This window comes from Desulforhopalus sp., assembly GCA_030247675.1.
Lineage (GTDB): Bacteria > Desulfobacterota > Desulfobulbia > Desulfobulbales > Desulfocapsaceae > Desulforhopalus_A.
Map to the genome: position 1 here is coordinate 441,372 of JAOTRX010000002.1, position 18,709 is coordinate 460,080.

The window sequence follows — 18,709 nt, forward strand, 5'->3', positions numbered from 1 at the left end:
CTTGGCTATTCCTTCATCATCTGGCGGAGCACATAGGGGAGAATACCCCCATGCTGGAAATAGAGGACATCGACCTCGGTGTCGAGGCGGGCGACGGCTGAAAAGGTGCTTGTCGTGCCGTCGGTTTTCTTTACCTCTACGACAAGTTCCTTGCGGGGACGTATGTCGGATAGGCCGATTATGGAATAGGTTTCCGTCCCGTCCAGGCCGAGCGTGGCAGCGTTCTGTCCCGTTTTAAAAACGAGGGGTAAGGCGCCCATACCAACCAGATTGTTGCGGTGAATCCGCTCAAAAGACTCGGCGATCACCGCCCGCACCCCGAGCAGGTTGGTCCCTTTGGCAGCCCAGTCACGGGAGGAGCCGGTGCCGTATTCCTTGCCGGCAAGTACGATCAGGGGTGTGCCTTCTGCAAGATAGGCCATGGCCGCGTCGTAATTATACATCTCCTTGCCTTCCGGGTACTTGATGGTGAAGGCCCCTTCCTTGGGCGCGACCATGCGATTTTTGATGCGGATGTTGCCGAAGGTGCCGCGCATCATGACCTCGTGGTTGCCACGGCGTGAACCATAGGAGTTGAAATGTTCGGGATTGACACCTTGGGCCATCAGGTATTGTCCGGCCGGATAGGACTTGGAAATGGCCCCGGCCGGCGAGATGTGGTCGGTGGTGACGCTGTCACCAAGAAGGAGAAAGGCCCTGGCGGCAACGATATCCTGCGGCGAGACCGGGGTGTCGGTGAAGCCGATGAAATACGGCGGGTTCTTGATATAGGTGGAATCGTCTTGCCACTGGTAGGTGGCGCTCTCCGTGACCTTGAGGTCTTGCCAAAAGGCGTCGCCGTCGAAGATCCTTGCGTATTCCAGGGTAAAGGCCTGTTCGGTGACGTATTTGCCGGCAAGCGCGGCAACCTCCTCCATTCCCGGCCACAGGTCCTTGAGATAGACCGGAAGACCGTTCGGATCGGTTGCCAGTGGACTCGTGGTGAGATCGATGTCGACTCTACCGGCGAGGGCGAAGGCGAGGACGAGCATCGGCGAGGCGAGGTAGTTCGACTTGATCGACTGATGAATGCGCGCCTCGAAGTTGCGATTGCCGGAGAGGACGGCAGCGACGTTGAGGTTGTGCTCCTTGATGGCCTGCTCGATCTGTGGATTGAGCGGCCCGCTGTTGCCGATGCAGGTAGTGCAGCCGAAGGCGGCGATATGAAAGCCCAGCGCCTCGAAGTAGGGGAGAAGGCCGGACTCCTCAAGGTACCTGCTTACCACCCTCGATCCTGGGGCGAAGGAGGTCTTGACGTGTGCCGGAATCCGCAGGCCATGCTGGACCGCTGCCTTGGCCAGCAGCCCCGCGCCGATCAGGGCGTGGGGGTTCGAGGTGTTGGTGCAGGAGGTGATTGCGGCGATGACCACGCTGCCGTGGCCGATAGTTACGGGGGTGTCGTTGATCAGGGTGGCTACTGCCCCGCTCTGTGCAGTGCTTGCCGAATCGGCGGCCTCCGCCTTGTCGCCCTGAAATGCCTGGAAGGCGGTACGCATGGCCGGCAGGGGGACCCGGTCCTGCGGCCGCGTCGGGCCGGCCAGGCAGGGGGCAACGTCGGCCAGGTCGAGGTCGATGATCGCCGTGTAGTCGCACGCTTCTCGGCCGGTATAAAACAGGCTGTTGGTTGTGGCATAGGCCTGGGTAAGGGCCGCCTGCTTGCGGCGGCCGGTCATTTTCAGGTAGTCGATGGTCTTGCCATCAATGGGGAAGAAGCCGAGGGTCGCCCCGTATTCCGGGGTCATGTTGGCAATTGTTGCCCGGTCGGGGATAGAGAGATGCTCCATGCCCGGTCCAAAATATTCGACAAATTTCTCCACTACCTTGTTGCGGCGGAGCAGCTCAGTAAGGGTGAGAACCAGATCGGTGGCGGTGACTCCGGGCCGCAACCGGCCGGTGAGGCGCACGCCGATAACCTCGGGGATTGACATGTAGTACGGTTGGCCGAGCATTACCGCCTCTGCTTCGATGCCGCCTACACCCCAGCCGAGGACACCGATGCCGTTGATCATTGGTGTATGGGAGTCGAGGCCGACCAGGCTGTCGGGGTAGGTGAAGGCCTTGCCGCCACGCTCCTCGGCGATGGTCACCCGGCCGAGGTGCTCGAGATTGACCTGGTGACAGATGCCTGAATTCGGCGGCACAACCTTGAAATTATTGAAATTCCGCTGGGCCCACTTGAGCAGGGTGTAGCGTTCGCTGTTGCGCTCGTATTCCTTTGCGACGTTGGCGGTGAGGCTTGTGCCAGTGCCGGAATAATCGATCTGCACCGAGTGGTCGGCGACCAGTTCCACAGGCACCCGCGGGTTGACCCGGGCCGGGTCGCCGCCCAGCTGCTTGACCGCGTCGCGCATCGCCGCCAGGTCAACTACAGCTGGTACGCCGGTGAAGTCCTGCATCAGCACGCGGGCGGGGTGGAAAGGAATCTCCACCGGCGCGGCGTACCGCTTTTGCCAACCGGTAATAGCCATGAGGTCCTTTTCACCGACGATCTTGCCGTCAAATTTTCTCAGAATATTCTCAACCAGGATGCGGATTGAGAAAGGAAGCCGGTCTATGGCCCCAAAACCCGCCCTGGCAAGTTCGTTTATGGCATAAAAATGATAGGCCTTACCGTCTCCCGGCAGTTGCTTAACATAGTCCTGGTTGGTCATGGTCATTTTCATCCTGAAGTTGACTGTTATTGGGTAATCGCTTGTCCCCGTGAGGTAAAGGAGATGCCGAGCTGATTTTGGCTGCCGATCATGATTGATTCGATAATCGGCGGACTGAGCAGTTCGGCGGCGTGCCATTTGACGATAAAATTTGCTCCGGAACCTCCGGTATCGTCATTTTGGGGGACGACGAACCGCTCAGCAGTTAAGGGTTTTAGAACCAAGGGAGTGGAGACGAATTTTTTAAGGACACCGCCTTGAGTGGCGTAATAATCGACAGCGGTGACTGTCAGAGAGCGGGTTGGGGAGATGTTGCGGATGCTGATCGTAACCGTCAGCAACAGTGGTGACTCCCGGTTGCCATGGTAGATATGCGAGTATGCAGGGACATAGACGGTCTGCCCCTTGGACGTCGGCAGTTTTTCTTCGGAGGCGAAGGCCAGGGGCAGGGCGAAGAGGAGTAGGCAAACGGTGACAACGAGTATGGTTGATTGATGTTTTTTCCGCATGGTCGGTGCCTTTCGTTGAGGTGGTGCCGCAGCAGGTTGTGCTCAAGGATATAGAAAAAGGCGGAAAATGACAAGACCTGCGCTGCATTTGGCTGATGAATGGGCGGTAGGGCACCCGCATCAGGAAGGCTTTTCGCCCGGCATTTTTTGTTGAATTTTCTCCATAGCCTGGAGGTGGCAGATATGGTTGCGCTCTTCGGCGATGATCACATCCATCTGCCGTATTGTCTCGTCGTTGTCGAGAAACTCGCGGATGAACTGGTAGAAGAGAATCGTATCCTCCTCAAAACCTTTTGCCCGGACCAGTACCTCTTGAACGTTTTTGGCCTGATTGAGCTCCTCTTCCGCGAGAAGAAAGGGGTTGCCTCTTACCATATCCTGGAGCAGATCCCGGCCCATCGATTCCATAGCTCTTTGTTCCTCGGAGAGTGTTCGGTTCGAGGTGATTCTCGCCAGCCACTCTCCATGTCGTCTTTCATCGTCGGCCATGATGGCGAATAGTTTGGCCAATTCGACGTTTTCACTGGCAAGCCCGGCCTTTCTATAGGTTTCTTCGCCGTTTTTTTCAATCTGCACGGCGATATTGCGAATATCGGCGATGGTGAACACTGGGGTCTCCTGTGGCAAATAGATGGTTAGCAAGGTGACTTGCCATTGTACAGGATTTTTACGGGCAACAAAACCCCTAGTCGAAAAACCGTGTAAAAACCGCCACCTCCTCCCGCTCCGTCCTGTACCCGTTGACCGGGGCTGAGGTATCTTCGTAGCCGAGAGCCATACCGCAAATGAGAATAGTCTCGCGGCTATAGCCAAGCATATCCTTAACGAGAGCAGGATATTCGCCGAGAGCGGCCTGGGCGCAGGTGGCGAGGCCCTCTTCCACCGCTGCCAGCATGATCGATTGGATAAACATACCGAAATCGAGGAAGGAGCCTTTTTGCATTACCGGGTCGAGAAAGAAAAAAAGTATTACCGGGGCATCAAAGGCCCGGTAATTGGCGACCCATTGTTCGATCCGGCGTTCTTTATCCTGCCGATCAATGCCAAGTGCTTCATATAATTGGGCGCCACAGACGACGCGACGCTTCTTGAATGGTTCATGCCACTGTTCCGGATAGTAAAGATAGTCCATGGCGCCAGGACCATCTTGCTGAAAGGTTTTTACCATGGCTTCGGTCAGTTCGACCCTTTTCTTGCCGGTTACCACTGCAACCTGCCAGGGCTGAGCGTTGGTTCCGGAGGGGGAATGGCGGGCAGCCTCTAGTATGGAGATAATCTTTTCCCGATCTACCGGTCGAGGGAGAAAGGCTCGGGTCGACTTCCTTTTGCTGAGAGCATCAATGACATTCATAGGTGGCCTTTGGTATGGGTTAGGTGCAGGGCCGGAATGCCGGACAACATCCTGGCGTTTCCTGCATCGCTTACGGCTGGGATAAATTATCGGGCAAATTCATCCGGTTTTTCTATGATCTTATTGGAACTAGGATAAGGCCGGTTGAGCGGATATCAAGAACCTCTTGCTGCCGGTACAGGCAGAATGATATCTGAAAAGTGGCAAAAAAGGGAAAAGAGTTTGCATTCAGTTGCAAATGATTATCTTTGTTTGTAAGGCGACAGACCAGGGTACCAACAAGGGGCTTGACAAGGATGGGTCTTTTGCCGCTAATTTGTACTACCGAGACAAGAATTGCGAGAGGCGGTGTTTATGTTTGTTCGCAGAGATAAGGAGAAAGAGAATGTCTGAGGAAACTACGGTGTTAACCCCCGATGGAATTGAATCACCGGGAGAGGAAAGAGAGCAAGAGGGATCGGCAAAATCATTGGTGGTTGCCAAGGATCTGCTGCCGGACAAATTGATGATCATTCCCCTTCATGATCGGCCGATGTTCCCGAAAATGATGGGACCGATTATCCTTGAAGACATGAGGCTGCAACAGGCAGTCATGAAACATATGAACCAAAATGCACCGCTGTATTTTGGTCTCGTTCTGCAGGTTCCCAAGGAGGATGGCCTCGCCCACGCCGCCGAGAGTGCCGAAGATTTCTTCAAGGTTGGGTCGGTGGCCAGGGTTGTCCAGGTTTCACCATTTAAACCCGGAGAACCATTACAGATCTTGGTGCAGGCCCTGGAGCGTTTTGACATCCTGGCGCTAAAACAGAAGGATGGTATGTTTGTTGCCGATGTTCGGTACCGGTATGAGCCGATTCAGGAAAATACCGATGAACTGAAGGCCTATTCGGTGGCGATCATCGATTGCATCAAGGATCTGGTGAATATGAACCCCCTGTTCAAAGAGGGTTTGTCGCTGCTCATTGAACGGATAAATCTCAGTGATCCCGGATCGCTCGCCGATTTTGCCGCAGCCATGACCACCTCATCCGGCAAGGAGATCCAGAAGATCCTAGAGACAGCTGATATCCGCCAGCGGCTTGAATCGGTGCTGATCCTCCTGAAAAATGAGGTGGAGATTTCCAAACTGAAGGCGAAAATCTCCAAACGCATCGAAGAACAATTGTCCAAGCAGCAACGGGAATTCTTCCTCAAGGCCCAGCTGCAGGAGATCAAAAAGGAACTGGGCCTTGCCAAAGACGATACCCAGTCGGAAATCGAGAAATACGAGAATCGACTGAAAAAGCTTGTCCTCTCCGACGAGGCGCGGGACAAGGTCAAGGAAGAAATCGAAAAATTGCGACTCCTTGGGTCGTCTTCCCCGGAATTCAATGTCTCCAGGACCTATCTTGACTGGCTGACTGTCTTACCATGGGGGGTGTATTCCCAGGACAGCTACAACCGCAAAAAGGCGGCGAAGATCCTCGATCGGGATCATTACGGTCTGGAGGATGTCAAGAACAGGATACTCGAACTGATCTCGGTGGGCGTCATCAAGGGCGATCTGTCCGGGACCATTCTTCTTCTCCAGGGCCCACCGGGTGTCGGCAAGACCTCCATCGGTCGGTCGGTGGCCCAGAGCCTTGGCCGGGAGTTCTTTCGCTTTTCCCTCGGTGGCATGCGTGATGAAGCGGAGATTAAGGGGCATCGGCGCACCTATATCGGGGCGATGCCCGGCAAATTCATTCAGGCGATCAAAACCTGCAAGACCGCCAATCCGGTGATCATGCTCGACGAGATCGACAAGATCGGCGCCAGCTTTCATGGCGATCCGGCCTCAGCCCTCCTTGAGGTGCTCGACCCCGAACAGAACCGTGATTTCCTTGATCATTATCTCGATGTACGTTTTGATCTGTCGAAGATTTTCTTTATGTGCACCGCCAACCAGCTTGATACCATCCCCAGTCCCCTCATGGACCGGATGGAGGTTATCCAGCTGCCGGGTTATATAATGGAGGAAAAGATTGAAATTGCCAGACGCCACCTTATCCCTAAACAGCTGAAGGCGCATGGCCTGACCGCCGGACAGATTACCCTGCCCAAGGCGGTGCTAGCAGCGATAGCCGATGGCTATGCCCGCGAGGCCGGAGTGCGCGGCCTGGAAAATGCCATTAAGAAAATTCTCCGCAAATCAGTCAATAAGATCATTGACAAACCTGAGGAGAACATCCGTGTTCATGTTGATGATCTGAAGGAATTTCTCGGCAAGCGGGTCTTCTCCGAGGAGCACGCCTTCCGTAAGCCCAGGGTGGGAGTTATCACCGGTCTTGCATTCACCACCATGGGCGGGGCTACTCTGCATATCGAGTCGATCCCTATCCCTACCGGCCAACCGGGCTTCAAACAGACCGGCCAGCTTGGCCAGGTGATGATCGAGTCATCGGAGATTGCCTACAGCTACGTGCGGTCGTTGATGCGCGACAATAAAGAGGGGAGTGATTTTTTCAAGAATAATCTCATTCATCTCCACGTCCCGGCCGGGGCGACGCCGAAAGATGGGCCGTCAGCCGGCATTACCATGGCCTGTTCCCTGTATTCACTGGTGATGAATAAACCGATTCGTCCGAATATCGCCATGACCGGCGAGCTGACGCTGAGCGGTTTGGTCATGCCGATAGGTGGAGTTAAGGAAAAAATGATCGCCTCGAAGCGCGCCAAGGTTCAGGAAGTTCTGTTGCCAAAGGATAACCAGGAGGACTTTGAGATGCTGCCGGCGCACATCAAAGAAGGACTCACCGCCCACTTTGTGGCGACCTTCGATGAGGTGAAACGAATTTGTTTTAAATAATCCCAGGCGGATATATTGAAAGTAATGATGCCGGACCTCGCTATCGTTGTTGATAACGATGAATCTCGGCAGGTTACCATGGTTGCATTGTGTCTCAGGTGACGCAAGAAAAAAGCCGTTATCTGCCTTGGGTCTTTCAAGGTAGATAACGGCTTTTGGTTACTCTAGCTTGCCGGTAATAATTGCCGTGGGGCAGCTATTATCCGTGCCTCGCCGTGGCACAGCAATCAAGGATATCCACTCTCCGAAGGGTCGCTGACGACTTCGATAACCCGCCAGACCGGGGCGTAACGTGAGGTGTTGGAGAAGATGATGCGGCCTTTGCCTTTGTAGAGGGCGAACATGCGGGCCGTGTCACCACCGTGATAGAAAGGGGCCCAGGCTTTACCGGTGATGCGCGAAGTGGTTGCAGTGGGCTGGCCGATACGGTCGAAGACCTCCTCCATGCTCATACCGATGGTGATGTGGTCAAAGGAGGCATCACCGGCCTTGCCGGAAGGAGGCGGGCCTGCTTTAGGGCTTGTCGCCGGTCTATCGTAGTCCCTGGACACACCGTCGCGAAGCTTGGCAAGGTCCACCATGCCGGCGCGGTATTGATCAGTTTCTCCTTGCGGGAGCATTTCCAGTGCCTGAGAGGCGTATTTCCTGACCTTTCTCTCTGAGGCCTTGTCGGCTACCTCACGGAGCACCGATTTGTAGCGCGGGTTGCTGGAACCTCCCAGGGCCTTACACAGCCAGGCAGTGGAGTCCGTCTGGATGAATCCGGGGCGCTGGTATGTTTGCAACAGCACCTCAGCGACTACATCAAGCACCTCGGGATTCCTTTCGATATTATTATATATACTCTGGGCGGCATCTCTCTGCGACTCAGGACCGCCACGTACCAGCATCTCCACAGTCCGTTGTCCTCCGGAACTGAGAGCAAAGCATGGAACGGCTATGAGGAACATGGAAAACAGCGCGGCCAAGACCGACAAACGAAGTTTCATTTTGACCTCCCAAATAACGTTAATTAAAGCAGGGCAAGAGGATTCCCTGATCCTTTTTTGCCTTCAATGCGCAGTCTAGTAGGACTGCAGTTCAGGGGCCCTTCATTGCTTTTCAGTACCTTAGAAAATGATTTGCCCTGCGACAAGCTACCCTTTTCCGCAATATTCTGCAATTTTTTTGCGGACATGCGGTTGTGGTTGGGGCAAGGATCTTCGTTTTTTCGGATGATCAACCCAGAATACCTGAGAAATCTGAGCGATTCAGTGGTCAACTGATTACGGGGGTCAATCCTTGCTTTTAGCTTTGCCGCCACGGCCGTACCCCGATACATCTTGCAGAAATCACCGAAAAAGGGTATTATTATTTTCTTCAAAAAATAGGTAAGCATCGAGGGATGTTTTTTCATCCCGTTACTATCTATTGCCTTTCCCCCTTATGCCTGTGGCAGGCCATCAGACGCCTCCAAAAATTCCATGCAAAGCCCTTCCTTTTTTCAATTCAGGTCTTTTCCCCTTAAAGCCAGGGGCATAACTCTCCGTAAAGCTGGAAGGGCAATAGCCCCGTTTCTTGTTGTCACGGCGATTGTCCTGACTATTTCTTTGTCCTTTGGCCTAGTCGGCGGCATTGATGAGTATCTGTTGGCCTTTCGCTTTGAATTGCCCTTTTTGTTGCTGGCTTTCGCAGCCCTGTTGTATTGTTTGCGGCCGGGTGCGCTACGGGTGCTGATTGCGGCAGCCCCGATCATTGTCCTCTATTTGGGCATGGATCTGTACTACACATTCATGAGCAGTATCGCCAAGCTCGATGATCTGTTGCTGCTTCCCGAGGGATTGATCGTTTCTCCGGCGTGGGTACAGATAAGCGTCTGGGCTGCATTTCTTTCCTGGGTGCTGACCTTTCTGTTTTTGCTCAAGCGCCGCCCGGTGGAACTTGTCATTCCGAGTGTGCTTGTTGCCTTGGCGGCGGCCCCGCTTATCATGGTCTTTACCGCCCCGGCGCAGTTCCTCAAGATGGCCGACAGCCGCGGGGTAAACATTGTCCCCTGGTCAGACCGGTGGACTGTGGCGCTGATGGGAAGAGCTACCTCCCTCATGCTTTTTGCCGCGGCCAAGCATAAAGCCGCCGGTGAATTGGCCCTTATGCCGATGTTTGACGATCCTGGTCGGGACCCGGCCTTGCTGAAGAGCAGCCTGCAGGAGAAGCGCAACATCCATATCATCGTTCTTGAATCCTTTCTTGACCCAGAGCGTTTTAAAGGACTGCAATTTAAGACTCCGCCTTCTCCACCTGAATTTACTGAGGTACGCAAGAAATTGCATGTGGCTACCTCGACGGTGTTTGGCGGTGGTACCGCTCAGGCGGAATTTGAGATCCTCTGCGGAGTTCCAGCCCTTGAGATTTACACCTCGGCCGAATTCAATATGCTTGATGGGGCCAAGACCCCCTGCCTGCCGAATATGCTTGCCGAGGTCGGCTACCGAACCATTGCCACCCAGTCTTATAAACCGGATTTCTTTAATTCTGAGAAGGCCTACCGTTCAATTGGATTTGAGGAGATCAATTTTCCGACGGTTTTTGCCGGCAACAGAACAACCTACCTGAAACATGAAGATCCGAAGAATTATATATTCGATGGCGATCTCTTTGTGCAAAATCTTGCCTATGTCGAGAAAGTAATGGCCGAAGGGCGGCCTATCCTCAACTATGTCCTTGGCACCTATGGTCACCTGCCCCATCATACCGATGTCGCTCGTTTCCCGCCCAAGGTGGAAATTGTTGGCGTGGAAAAGGATTCCCAGACCTACTTGGCTATTCAGCAATTCTATTACCGTGCTGGGGCCTTGGCCGATTATATCAAAAAGCTGAAAGCCCTTGATCCGCGGGGGCTGATAGTGGTGACGAGCGACCACCTGCCGGCACTTGACGGCGGGCCGCGGTTCTACGAGAAACTCGGCTACACGCTTCTTACCGCCAGTGGTGAATACAAGCAGAATATCTGGTTTTATGACGGCCCGGTGCACAAGAAACTTGCCTGGCCTGATTTTCATTATGAATTTATGGACTTTATTCTTGATGTGCTGACTGAAGAACGCATCTGCCGGCAGATGGTCTGCAAAAACCGCGAGGCTTGGGCCTCGGACAAGATTACCGCCAGTTACAACAATCTGATGAGTCGAGGGGCAGGCATCGCCAGGCAGCCGACACCCCTTGTTGTCGACTATCCCAGCCCGCAGCAAGCGCCTCTGGCGGAAGTTGCGGAAACTCCACAAATTCAGTAGCGTAGTAACACCGGACAGTTCTTGGTGTACCGGTGTATGTCCGGTGTATCTCCGCGGCGCTTAGTGTCCCACAAGGGAACACTAAGCGCCGCTCATTTGGGTCGTGTTTCGCCCCCTTTTCCACCTTGCCAGTTGAGCATATCGCTGGTTCTTGCTTAAGTTTTGTTGATCTGCTCTTGTTTTGCCTGAAGAATCAGTTTTGCAGCTCCCAATGGCCGGCATTGTTGCGGCAGGCAGTTGTGTACGTCCTCTCGGTGCGGCCATCAATGGTGGCGAGGATTTCTGCGCGGCGGCAAGGTCTGTCAGGTTGGTTGGGTTGAACATAGGCCGGTTGCGGGACAACTTCGTAGCGTTTGCCATTGTCTGGATTGCTCCAGGCGGTGCTTTGCCCTGATGGGCCGAATTCGTACGCATGATTTAACTGCATGCGGTCGTATTTATCCATTTCGTTACCGACGATGTAGCCGAGGAGGGTGCCCACCGCTATACCGATAAGGGTTGCTTCCTTGTTGCGGCCGATGGCTTGGCCGATTATTGCACCGCTTCCTGCACCGATAAGGGCACCTTGTTGGCCCTTACTGTATTCATTGGCACAAGAGGTAAGGCTGAGTAAAAATACCGGCAGTAATAAAAGCGTGATTTTTTTCATTGTACGTTCTCCATATGAGGTGTGTTTACAAGCAATTGATCGCAGAAACTGGAAAATGGCATGTGCGATTACCATGTATTTTGTAGTCATCTTGCCTTGCCTTGGCAATATTATTCTCCGGTTCAAAAAACGCTGATTGGCCTGTCGTAATTGCTCCTCTCTGAAGGGATAATTGACACAAGTTCCACACCTTCACCGAATGCATGCTTACAAAAGCAGGATTCAACTTCTAAACAGCAACTCCTGAAAAGACAGAATAGACGGGTAATAAAGGGAGGGTTGCGGGTCAAGCCTGGAGCTTGGTTTGGCGATATGAACAAGATGGCCAATCCCGTATCCGGCTGCGGAATGGAGTACTTTTTCGGTGTCATCGGCAAAAAGTGTTGTTGCCTTATTATACGGCAGGATTTCCTGCAGTTTATGCCAAAATTCGGGCTGCTCCTTGGCTGCACCGACCTCCTGGGAGGTAATGAGTCGTTGAAACCATTTGCCGATCTTCACCTTCTCCATCTTTACCTCCAGTGCCTTCGGGTGGGCATTGGTGATGAGATAGACCTTTTTCCCCAGTTCTTCCATATAGGAAAGAAAATCGCCAACATGGGGATGGACGTTTACTAAATGGCTCACCTCCCTTTTAAGACTTGCGATATCAAGGCCGAGGCGCTCTGACCAATAATCTAGGTCGGTCCACTGCAGGGTGTTCTCGACGCTTCGATATATCGAAAGCAGCAGTTGCCGGGCCTCAGGATGATGAAGATTGTTCTTGTTGGCGTAGGTCTCGGGAACATAGTGTTCCCAGAAGAAGTCGTCGTAGTACTTATCGAGGAGGGTGCCGTCCATGTCGAGAAAGACCGTTTCGATCTCCTGCCAAAGAAATTCGGGACGTGCCCGTTTTGCCGGTTCAGGCGCTGGGGATGAGTTTGCCGAGTTCATGGAGTGTGGTTGCGATAGTATCAAAGATATGCTCCGTGGAAGCCAGTTTGCCGCTGATAATCAATCGTCCGTCCGGTGCCAGTTTTGGGGGAATACGATTTTTGATCTTGGCGCATCTTTCGAGAAAATCCAAGAGCATTTCCGGTGCAATAGGGGTGTCATTTTGAAAGGTGAAGACCAGACTGTCGCGGCCCTGCTCGAGTTTGGCGATGCGCATGGTCGCCAATTCCTTTTTAACGGTGATGATGCGAAGCAGGGTGAAAGCCTCCACCGGCAAGGCTCCATAGCGGTCGACTAGCTCTTCACGCAGGTCGTCGAGTCTTTCTGGTGGCGCATTGATAAGAGCGGCCATCCTGCGGTAGGTGATGTAGCGCTGACTGATATCGGGGATATAGGTGTCCGGGATATAGGCGGAGAGTTGCAGGTTGACCTCGGGGTCGAGGTCTTCAAGGCTGCGTGTATCGCTCAAATTGGCTTCAGCTTTCAGGTCGGCGACGGTTTTTTGCAGCAGATCGAGATAGAGGTCGTAGCCGATGGCGGCAATATTGCCGCTCTGGGAGATACCCAGCAGGTTGCCGCCACCGCGAATCTGCAGATCATTCATCGCCAGTTTAAAGCCGCCGCCTAGGTCGCTACAATCCATGAGGGCGCGGAGCCGTTCTTTGGAATCCTTGCTCAGGCCGTCAAGCGATGGGACGAGGAGATAGGCAAAGCTCTGGGTGCTTGACCTGCCGACCCGGCCGCGCAGCTGGTAGATTTCAGCGAGACCGAGCATGTCGGCGCGGTTGATAATGATGGTGTTGGCGGAGGGGATATCGAGGCCGGATTCAATGATCGTTGTGCTCACCAGGACATTGATCTTTCTGGTAACAAAGTTGACCATGATCTCTTCCAGCTCCTTACCGCCCATTTGGCCGTGAGCCACGGCGATACTGGCCTCCGGCACCAGTTTCTGGACGGTAGCGGCCATTTGATGGATGGATCTGACCCGGTTGTGGACAAAAAACACCTGGCCTCCGCGGCGGAGTTCCTTGCTGACTGCCTCTTTAATGACCAGCTCGTCGTACCTGGCGACAAAGGTCTTCACCGGTTGCCGGTGTACTGGTGGGGTGGAGATGACCGAGAGGTCGCGAATGGACAGGAGCGACATCTGCAGGGTACGGGGAATGGGGGTGGCGGTGAGGGTGAGGATATCCACCTCGGCGCGTAATTTTTTCAGCCGCTCCTTGTGGGCTACGCCGAAGCGATGTTCCTCGTCAATCACCACCAAGCCGAGATTGTTAAAAACCACGTCCTTTGACAGCAGACGGTGGGTGCCGATGACGATATCCACACCACCCTTGGCGAGGTCCTTGAGGATTTTTCGCTGATCGGCCGGGCTGCGGAAGCGGTTGAGGCAGGCGATGGTAACCGGAAAGCCCTGCAGTCGTTCAGCAAAGGTTTTGGCGTGTTGTTCGGCGAGGACGGTAGTAGGTACGAGTATCGCCACCTGGTAGCCATCCTCGACGACCTTGAAGGCCGCCCGAACCGCCACCTCGGTTTTCCCGTAGCCGACATCGCCGCAGACCAGGCGATCCATGGGGCGGTCGCTGGTCAGATCACCGATGACATCGTTGATAGACTGCTCCTGGCCGGGTGTCTCATCAAAGGGAAAGGATTCCTCCAGCTCATGAAAAAGCTGGCCCGCCGGAGAAAACTGTTTACCTTCGCGCAGTTCGCGTTTGGCATAGATATCGAGAAGCTCTTGGGCGACCTTCCAGACCTCTTCTTTCACCTTCGATTTGGTGGTCTTCCAGTTCTGGCTGCCGAGCTTATCGATCTTCGGCTCCCGGTCGGAGAGCCCCTGGTACTTATTGAGGAGGTTCAACCGGTCGACAGGCAGGAACAGTTTATCGCCGTCGCGGTACTCGATACAGACAAAGTCGTTGATAACAGACTGAAAGCTGACCGTTTCCAGGCCGCGATAGATACCCAGGCCGTGGTCGCGATGGACGACGATGTCGCCAGTATGCAGCTCGGTAAAGAGCAGGGGATCCTCTTTCTGTTTTTGCTTTTGTTGTTTCTTGCCGCCAAGACGCATCTCGCCGAACAACTCGCTTTCCGAGAGGATATGCAGCCGCAGGGCAGGTAGAGAAAACCCCTCGGATAAGGGGTGATCAACCAGATACAGCAGCTCATGATTGAGACTGCCGGCAAGTGCCTCGAGGTCAAGCGGTGCCGGAAGGATTTGAATCTGTTGAGAATGCTTGGTTAGCAGTTCGGCGAGATTTTTCGTGTGGCGGCTGGAACGACAGCAGATTACCACCCGCTCCCCATTTTTTTGCCACGCCGAAATTGCCTCGGAAAGCGGTGCGAGGATGCCAAGTTTTGCCCGCTTGAGGGCAATGTCCTGTTTGAGCAGTTGATGATTACCGGCGCCAATGGCTATGGCGGGATCATCTGGCCCGCAGAAATCCGTTATCAACAACTGTCGAAAGTCACCCACCTGCTTTTGCAATTCCGCTTTTTCGACAAACAGGTCGGATGGGGGAATGGCCGGGGCGAACTTTTCTCCGGCACTTTGGTAGTTGCGGTAGATGCGCTCCAGGGTGAGCTCCATGCTCTGCTCAATCCCCTCTGGATCGATAAGGAGGAGAACGGCATTTTGTGCGACAAAATCGAGAACCGCCGAGCTTGGTCGTCCGTGGCCGTGATAAAACAAGGGGAGAAAAAACTCCATTCCGGCAAAGCGCTGGCCGGTGGCAATCCGCTCGGCAATCCGGGCGGTTTCCTCGCTGTCCCAATCGTATTTGATCGCGTACTCGTGAAAGAGCGCCGCGGCTTTTTTGTGTTCTTCAGGCGCGCCAGCATCGAGAAGGATGTCAGTTACCGGGAGCAGGGTTGCCTCGGCAAGTTCACCACTCGACCGTTGGGTAAATGGATCGAAGGGGCGGAGCGATTCGATGGTGTCCCCGAAGAAATCGAGTCGAATCGGGCCGTCGTGCACAGCCCCGCCCTCTAAGGGAAAAGGCGGCGGATAGATGTCAATGATTCCACCCCTGACCGAGAAATCCCCTACCGACTGTGCTAAGGCCACTTTTTCATAGCCAAGATATTCAAGTTTGGCGAGGAGTTCCTCTTGATTGCAGTCTTCGCCGGAGAGGATATATTCGGCCACCTGACTGAGCAGGGTTTCTGGCATGATCCGCCGTAACAGGGCCTCAATGGAGGTGACCAGAATGTGCCCTGAACCCGCTTTCAGGCGGTACAGTGTTGACAGTCTGGTGGCGGCGATGCGCTGGTCCGGTGACAGGGGGGTGTACGGAGGAATCTCATGGCCTGGGTATGTGAGTATCTGGGCGTTGGTGAAGAGAGAAAGATCCTGTTCAATCACCGGGATAAGATGTTCGTCCGGGACGATGACGCAGCACGGCCGGCGCTCAGCGAGTTGGGCAGCAAGCCAGGCCGGACTCGCACCACGCATGCCAGAGACGGTACAAAGGGCAGTATTGCTCAGTTGATCGAGGAGAGTGTCAAGAATCATCAACAAAATTGCCGGTTATGCTTACACATAACCGGCAGCAGGTAAAGGATATGTGGAAAATTCGGTATTAGAAGGTGCCGCCGACGCTGAAGTCCCAGACGGAATCATCTTCACCATTAACGGGATCAAGATTGTAGCCCCAGACGAGGCGAAGCGGTCCCATGGGTGACAACCAACGAACCTCGACGCCTGATGCCTTCTTCACCGCATCGTTGTCATCTCCCCAACTCTCATCATCGTTAAGCACCTGACCAACATCGAGGAAGAGAACCCCCATCAGCCCCTGGCTTTCAAGAAGGGGAAAGATGAACTCGGTGTTGGTAAACCACATCCGGTCACCGCCGATGCGATCCCCGGTTAGAGGATCAATGGGGCTGACCTTGGCATATTTAAAGCCACGCATCGAGTTGAGGCCACCCAGATAGAACCGTTCGTAAACCGGGAGCTTGTCGGTAGAATTTTCAAACACCTGGCCAACGGATAAATTGGCATGAAAGACGGTCCGCAAGGGCATAGGGAAATACCAACCGGAGGAGCCTTCAAGCTTGGTGAACTCGGCATCGCCGCCAAACGGCCCGCCGCCGTATTTGACACTGACGCTGTTTTTTGAGCCTTCTGAGGCACCGTATCGTTTGTTACGGGTGTCACGCACCAGGGAAATCTTGACGGCGCTGGTAACGTGGAGGTCAACCGATTTGCGGATGATGTACGATGCGTCTTCCGAAACATCGGTCAGGTCGGTGTCGGTATAGCTATAATTGCCGTACACCTGCCATTTTTCAAAGATCGGGTAGCCGAGACGGATGCCACCACCACGCGAATCCTTGGTGTAATCATCATATTCCCGTTCGGTGCTGAACAGATCCACCCCCCAGGACAGAGGGGAGTCGTTCAGGTGCGGATTGGTGTATCCCAGGTTGTACCTGGAACTGTTGGCACTGACATTGGCGCTGAGAGAGACGTTGTCGCCCCGACCGAGGAAGTTGTTTTCCGAGATCTGCCCCATGAGAATGAGTTTGTCGGCCGAGCTGTAGCCGGCGCCGATACTGAAGGTGCCGGTGCTTTTTTCCTTTACCTGAACGATGACGTTCATGCGGTCGGGGTCAAGTGACGGTTCCGGGGTGATGTTCACTTCCTCGAAATACATGAGGCGCTGGAGGGCCTGAGTGCTTTGCCGCAGGGCCTTTGAGTCGAAGACCCCACCCTCGGCGATGCGCAGTTCCCGGCGAATAACGTTATCACGGGTTCGAGAATTGCCTTTGATGGAGATCCTGTCGATGTACACAAGGTTACCCTTGGTGACCTTCAGGGTAACATCCATGCGGTCTCCGGTTGGAGATTTGGCGGTAATAGGCCTGATATTGGCAAAAGCGTAGCCGGATTCGGCATAATAATCAGTGAGGGCAAGGATATTGTCCCTGATTATCTGCCGGCTGACATATTTTTCATTACGAATGGAAAGCAAGGAAAGCATCTTCTCTTTGTCGCCGATCAGGTCTCCCGTAACATCAACTGCACCGACCCGAAACCGTGGACCTTCTTCGACTATGAATTTTACGAAGAGCCATTCTTCCTGCTGGGTGATGACTGGTTCACCGACCTTTGCCTCCAGAAAACCATTGTTGTTATAGAAGCTGATGATTTTTTGGGCGTCCTGTTGAACCTTGGCCATGTCAAGGAGACCAGCGTCAGTCAGCCAGGACATAAACCATTTTTCATCGGTCTCGATGTCGGCGAGAAGCTCCTTGTCGGTAAAGGTGGTGTTGCCTTCAACGCTGATTTCCTTGATGAAGACTTTCTGCCCCTCGTTGATGGCAAAGCGAATGTTCGCGCCTTTGTCGTCCGGATAGGTGATAGTCGAGGTGACCTTGCTGTTATAAAAGCCTTTGGTCTTATAGAGTTTTTTGATCGCTTCCTCAGCCGCGGTGATCTTGGCCGGGTTGAGAATGAAGTGTTCCTTGATGTTGGCTGCGGCCTTTACATCGTCTTCCTTCAGTTCATTAATTCCTTCATAGACGATGGTGTTGATGACCGGTTTTTCGATAACCCGGAAGACCACCTTTTTCCCCTGGGCACTATCTTTGATGTCGATTTGCACATCATTGAAAAAACCCATCTTGAATATTTCCTTAAGATCGTTTCGAAGCCCGGTCTGGCTATAGGGGTCGCCTACCTTGGTGAGTATTTTGCTCAATATGGCACCGGAGTCAATCCGTTGATTGCCTTCCGGAGCAATTGATGCAATGCGAGATTCCCGCTCAAGATGATTCTTCATCTCGGCGGCAATTTTGCTGAGCGCCTGTGGCAATCCGTCGAGTGATTCGGCAGTTTGAAAAAAGAAGGCCGGGGTACCGGGGGAGAGGATGTCAAATACTTTGATGTCGATACTGATTTTACTGCCTATAAGGGTTAAGTCGCCTACGGCGATATTGTCTGAATCGATTTTTTCCGCGAGGGATCTTAGCGTTTTTGCTGAAGGCGGCCATGCCTCATTGTAATTGACCAGCTTTTCCGCATCGTTCCTGGGGATCAGGCGGATAGTCGTCTGGCCGATGGCAGTTTGCAACGCTTTATCTGCAGCTGTCTGAAGGGCCTTTGCATCACTTGGACTGTGGACGTTGAGAGGCAGAAAGCTGGTTTTCTGGCTGGCCGGAAACACGAGCTGGGGCGAAAAGAGAAATACCAGCAGATACGACAGGGCAACCAGGGAAAGCCTGAGCGAAGTGCTAGGGACCACATTTCTTGACACAGTCATAGAGTACCTTCCTGTACATGACCACGCAGTCAGGTTGTACATGACTGCGGGCAACCAGCGGATATGTGATTAACTGCTTCATAACGAGAAGCAATAAGAGAGAGGCTGAACTGTAGACTGCCAATCTCGCCGAAAAAACTCGCGTATTATGCCATGTTTCTTGGTAATTGCAAAGGAAGCTTGTAGGCATTAGGGAAAAATGT

The 18,709-nt window shown here is 53.6% G+C and carries 11 protein-coding genes; 2 read left to right on the plus strand and 9 right to left on the minus strand.

Annotation, left to right across the window (positions count from 1 at the left end; all coding sequences use genetic code 11):
• Positions 1–5: 5 nt before the first annotated feature.
• The 4 genes from acnA to OEL83_02000 all read right to left on the minus strand — a co-directional run bounded on the left by acnA (position 6) and on the right by OEL83_02000 (position 4,550).
• Positions 6–2,690: an aconitate hydratase AcnA gene (acnA, locus tag OEL83_01985; GenBank protein MDK9705795.1), complete on the minus strand. Its 2,685-nt coding sequence runs from the start codon at positions 2,688–2,690 to the stop codon at positions 6–8.
• A gap of 26 nt (positions 2,691–2,716) precedes the next feature.
• Positions 2,717–3,199 carry a DUF3124 domain-containing protein gene (locus tag OEL83_01990; protein ID MDK9705796.1) on the minus strand — a complete coding sequence of 161 codons (483 nt, stop codon included), beginning with the start codon at positions 3,197–3,199 and terminating at the stop codon, positions 2,717–2,719.
• Between the two features lie 120 nt (positions 3,200–3,319).
• Positions 3,320–3,808 carry a hypothetical protein gene (locus OEL83_01995; GenBank protein MDK9705797.1) on the minus strand — a complete coding sequence of 163 codons (489 nt, stop codon included), beginning with the start codon at positions 3,806–3,808 and terminating at the stop codon, positions 3,320–3,322.
• A gap of 76 nt (positions 3,809–3,884) precedes the next feature.
• Complete coding sequence (locus tag OEL83_02000) at positions 3,885–4,550, minus strand: nitroreductase (protein ID MDK9705798.1); 666 nt, start codon at positions 4,548–4,550, stop codon at positions 3,885–3,887.
• A gap of 385 nt (positions 4,551–4,935) precedes the next feature.
• Between OEL83_02000 and lon the strand changes: the two genes are divergently transcribed.
• On the plus strand, positions 4,936–7,377 hold the full coding sequence (gene lon, locus OEL83_02005) for an endopeptidase La (GenBank protein ID MDK9705799.1): 2,442 nt from the start codon (positions 4,936–4,938) through the stop codon (positions 7,375–7,377).
• A gap of 227 nt (positions 7,378–7,604) precedes the next feature.
• On the opposite strand, the gene OEL83_02010 is transcribed toward lon, so the two are convergent.
• Positions 7,605–8,366, minus strand: coding sequence for a hypothetical protein (locus OEL83_02010; GenBank protein MDK9705800.1), 762 nt, complete (start codon positions 8,364–8,366; stop codon positions 7,605–7,607).
• Positions 8,367–8,840: 474 nt separating this feature from the next.
• On the opposite strand from OEL83_02010, the gene OEL83_02015 reads away from it, so the two are divergent.
• On the plus strand, positions 8,841–10,646 hold the full coding sequence (locus tag OEL83_02015) for a sulfatase-like hydrolase/transferase (GenBank protein ID MDK9705801.1): 1,806 nt from the start codon (positions 8,841–8,843) through the stop codon (positions 10,644–10,646).
• A gap of 193 nt (positions 10,647–10,839) precedes the next feature.
• Here the strand turns inward: OEL83_02015 and OEL83_02020 are convergent, their stop codons facing one another.
• The 4 genes from OEL83_02020 to bamA all read right to left on the minus strand — a co-directional run bounded on the left by OEL83_02020 (position 10,840) and on the right by bamA (position 18,506).
• Entirely contained in the window at positions 10,840–11,295 is a 456-nt protein-coding gene (locus tag OEL83_02020) for a glycine zipper 2TM domain-containing protein (GenBank protein MDK9705802.1), read from the minus strand.
• A gap of 222 nt (positions 11,296–11,517) precedes the next feature.
• Positions 11,518–12,228: an HAD hydrolase-like protein gene (locus OEL83_02025; GenBank protein ID MDK9705803.1), complete on the minus strand. Its 711-nt coding sequence runs from the start codon at positions 12,226–12,228 to the stop codon at positions 11,518–11,520.
• A complete protein-coding gene (mfd, locus tag OEL83_02030; protein MDK9705804.1) occupies positions 12,197–15,751 on the minus strand; it encodes a transcription-repair coupling factor in 3,555 nt (1,184 codons plus the stop codon). The genes OEL83_02025 and mfd overlap by 32 nt, the downstream gene beginning before the upstream one ends.
• A gap of 67 nt (positions 15,752–15,818) precedes the next feature.
• On the minus strand, positions 15,819–18,506 hold the full coding sequence (gene bamA, locus OEL83_02035; protein MDK9705805.1) for an outer membrane protein assembly factor BamA: 2,688 nt from the start codon (positions 18,504–18,506) through the stop codon (positions 15,819–15,821).
• Positions 18,507–18,709: the final 203 nt, after the last annotated feature.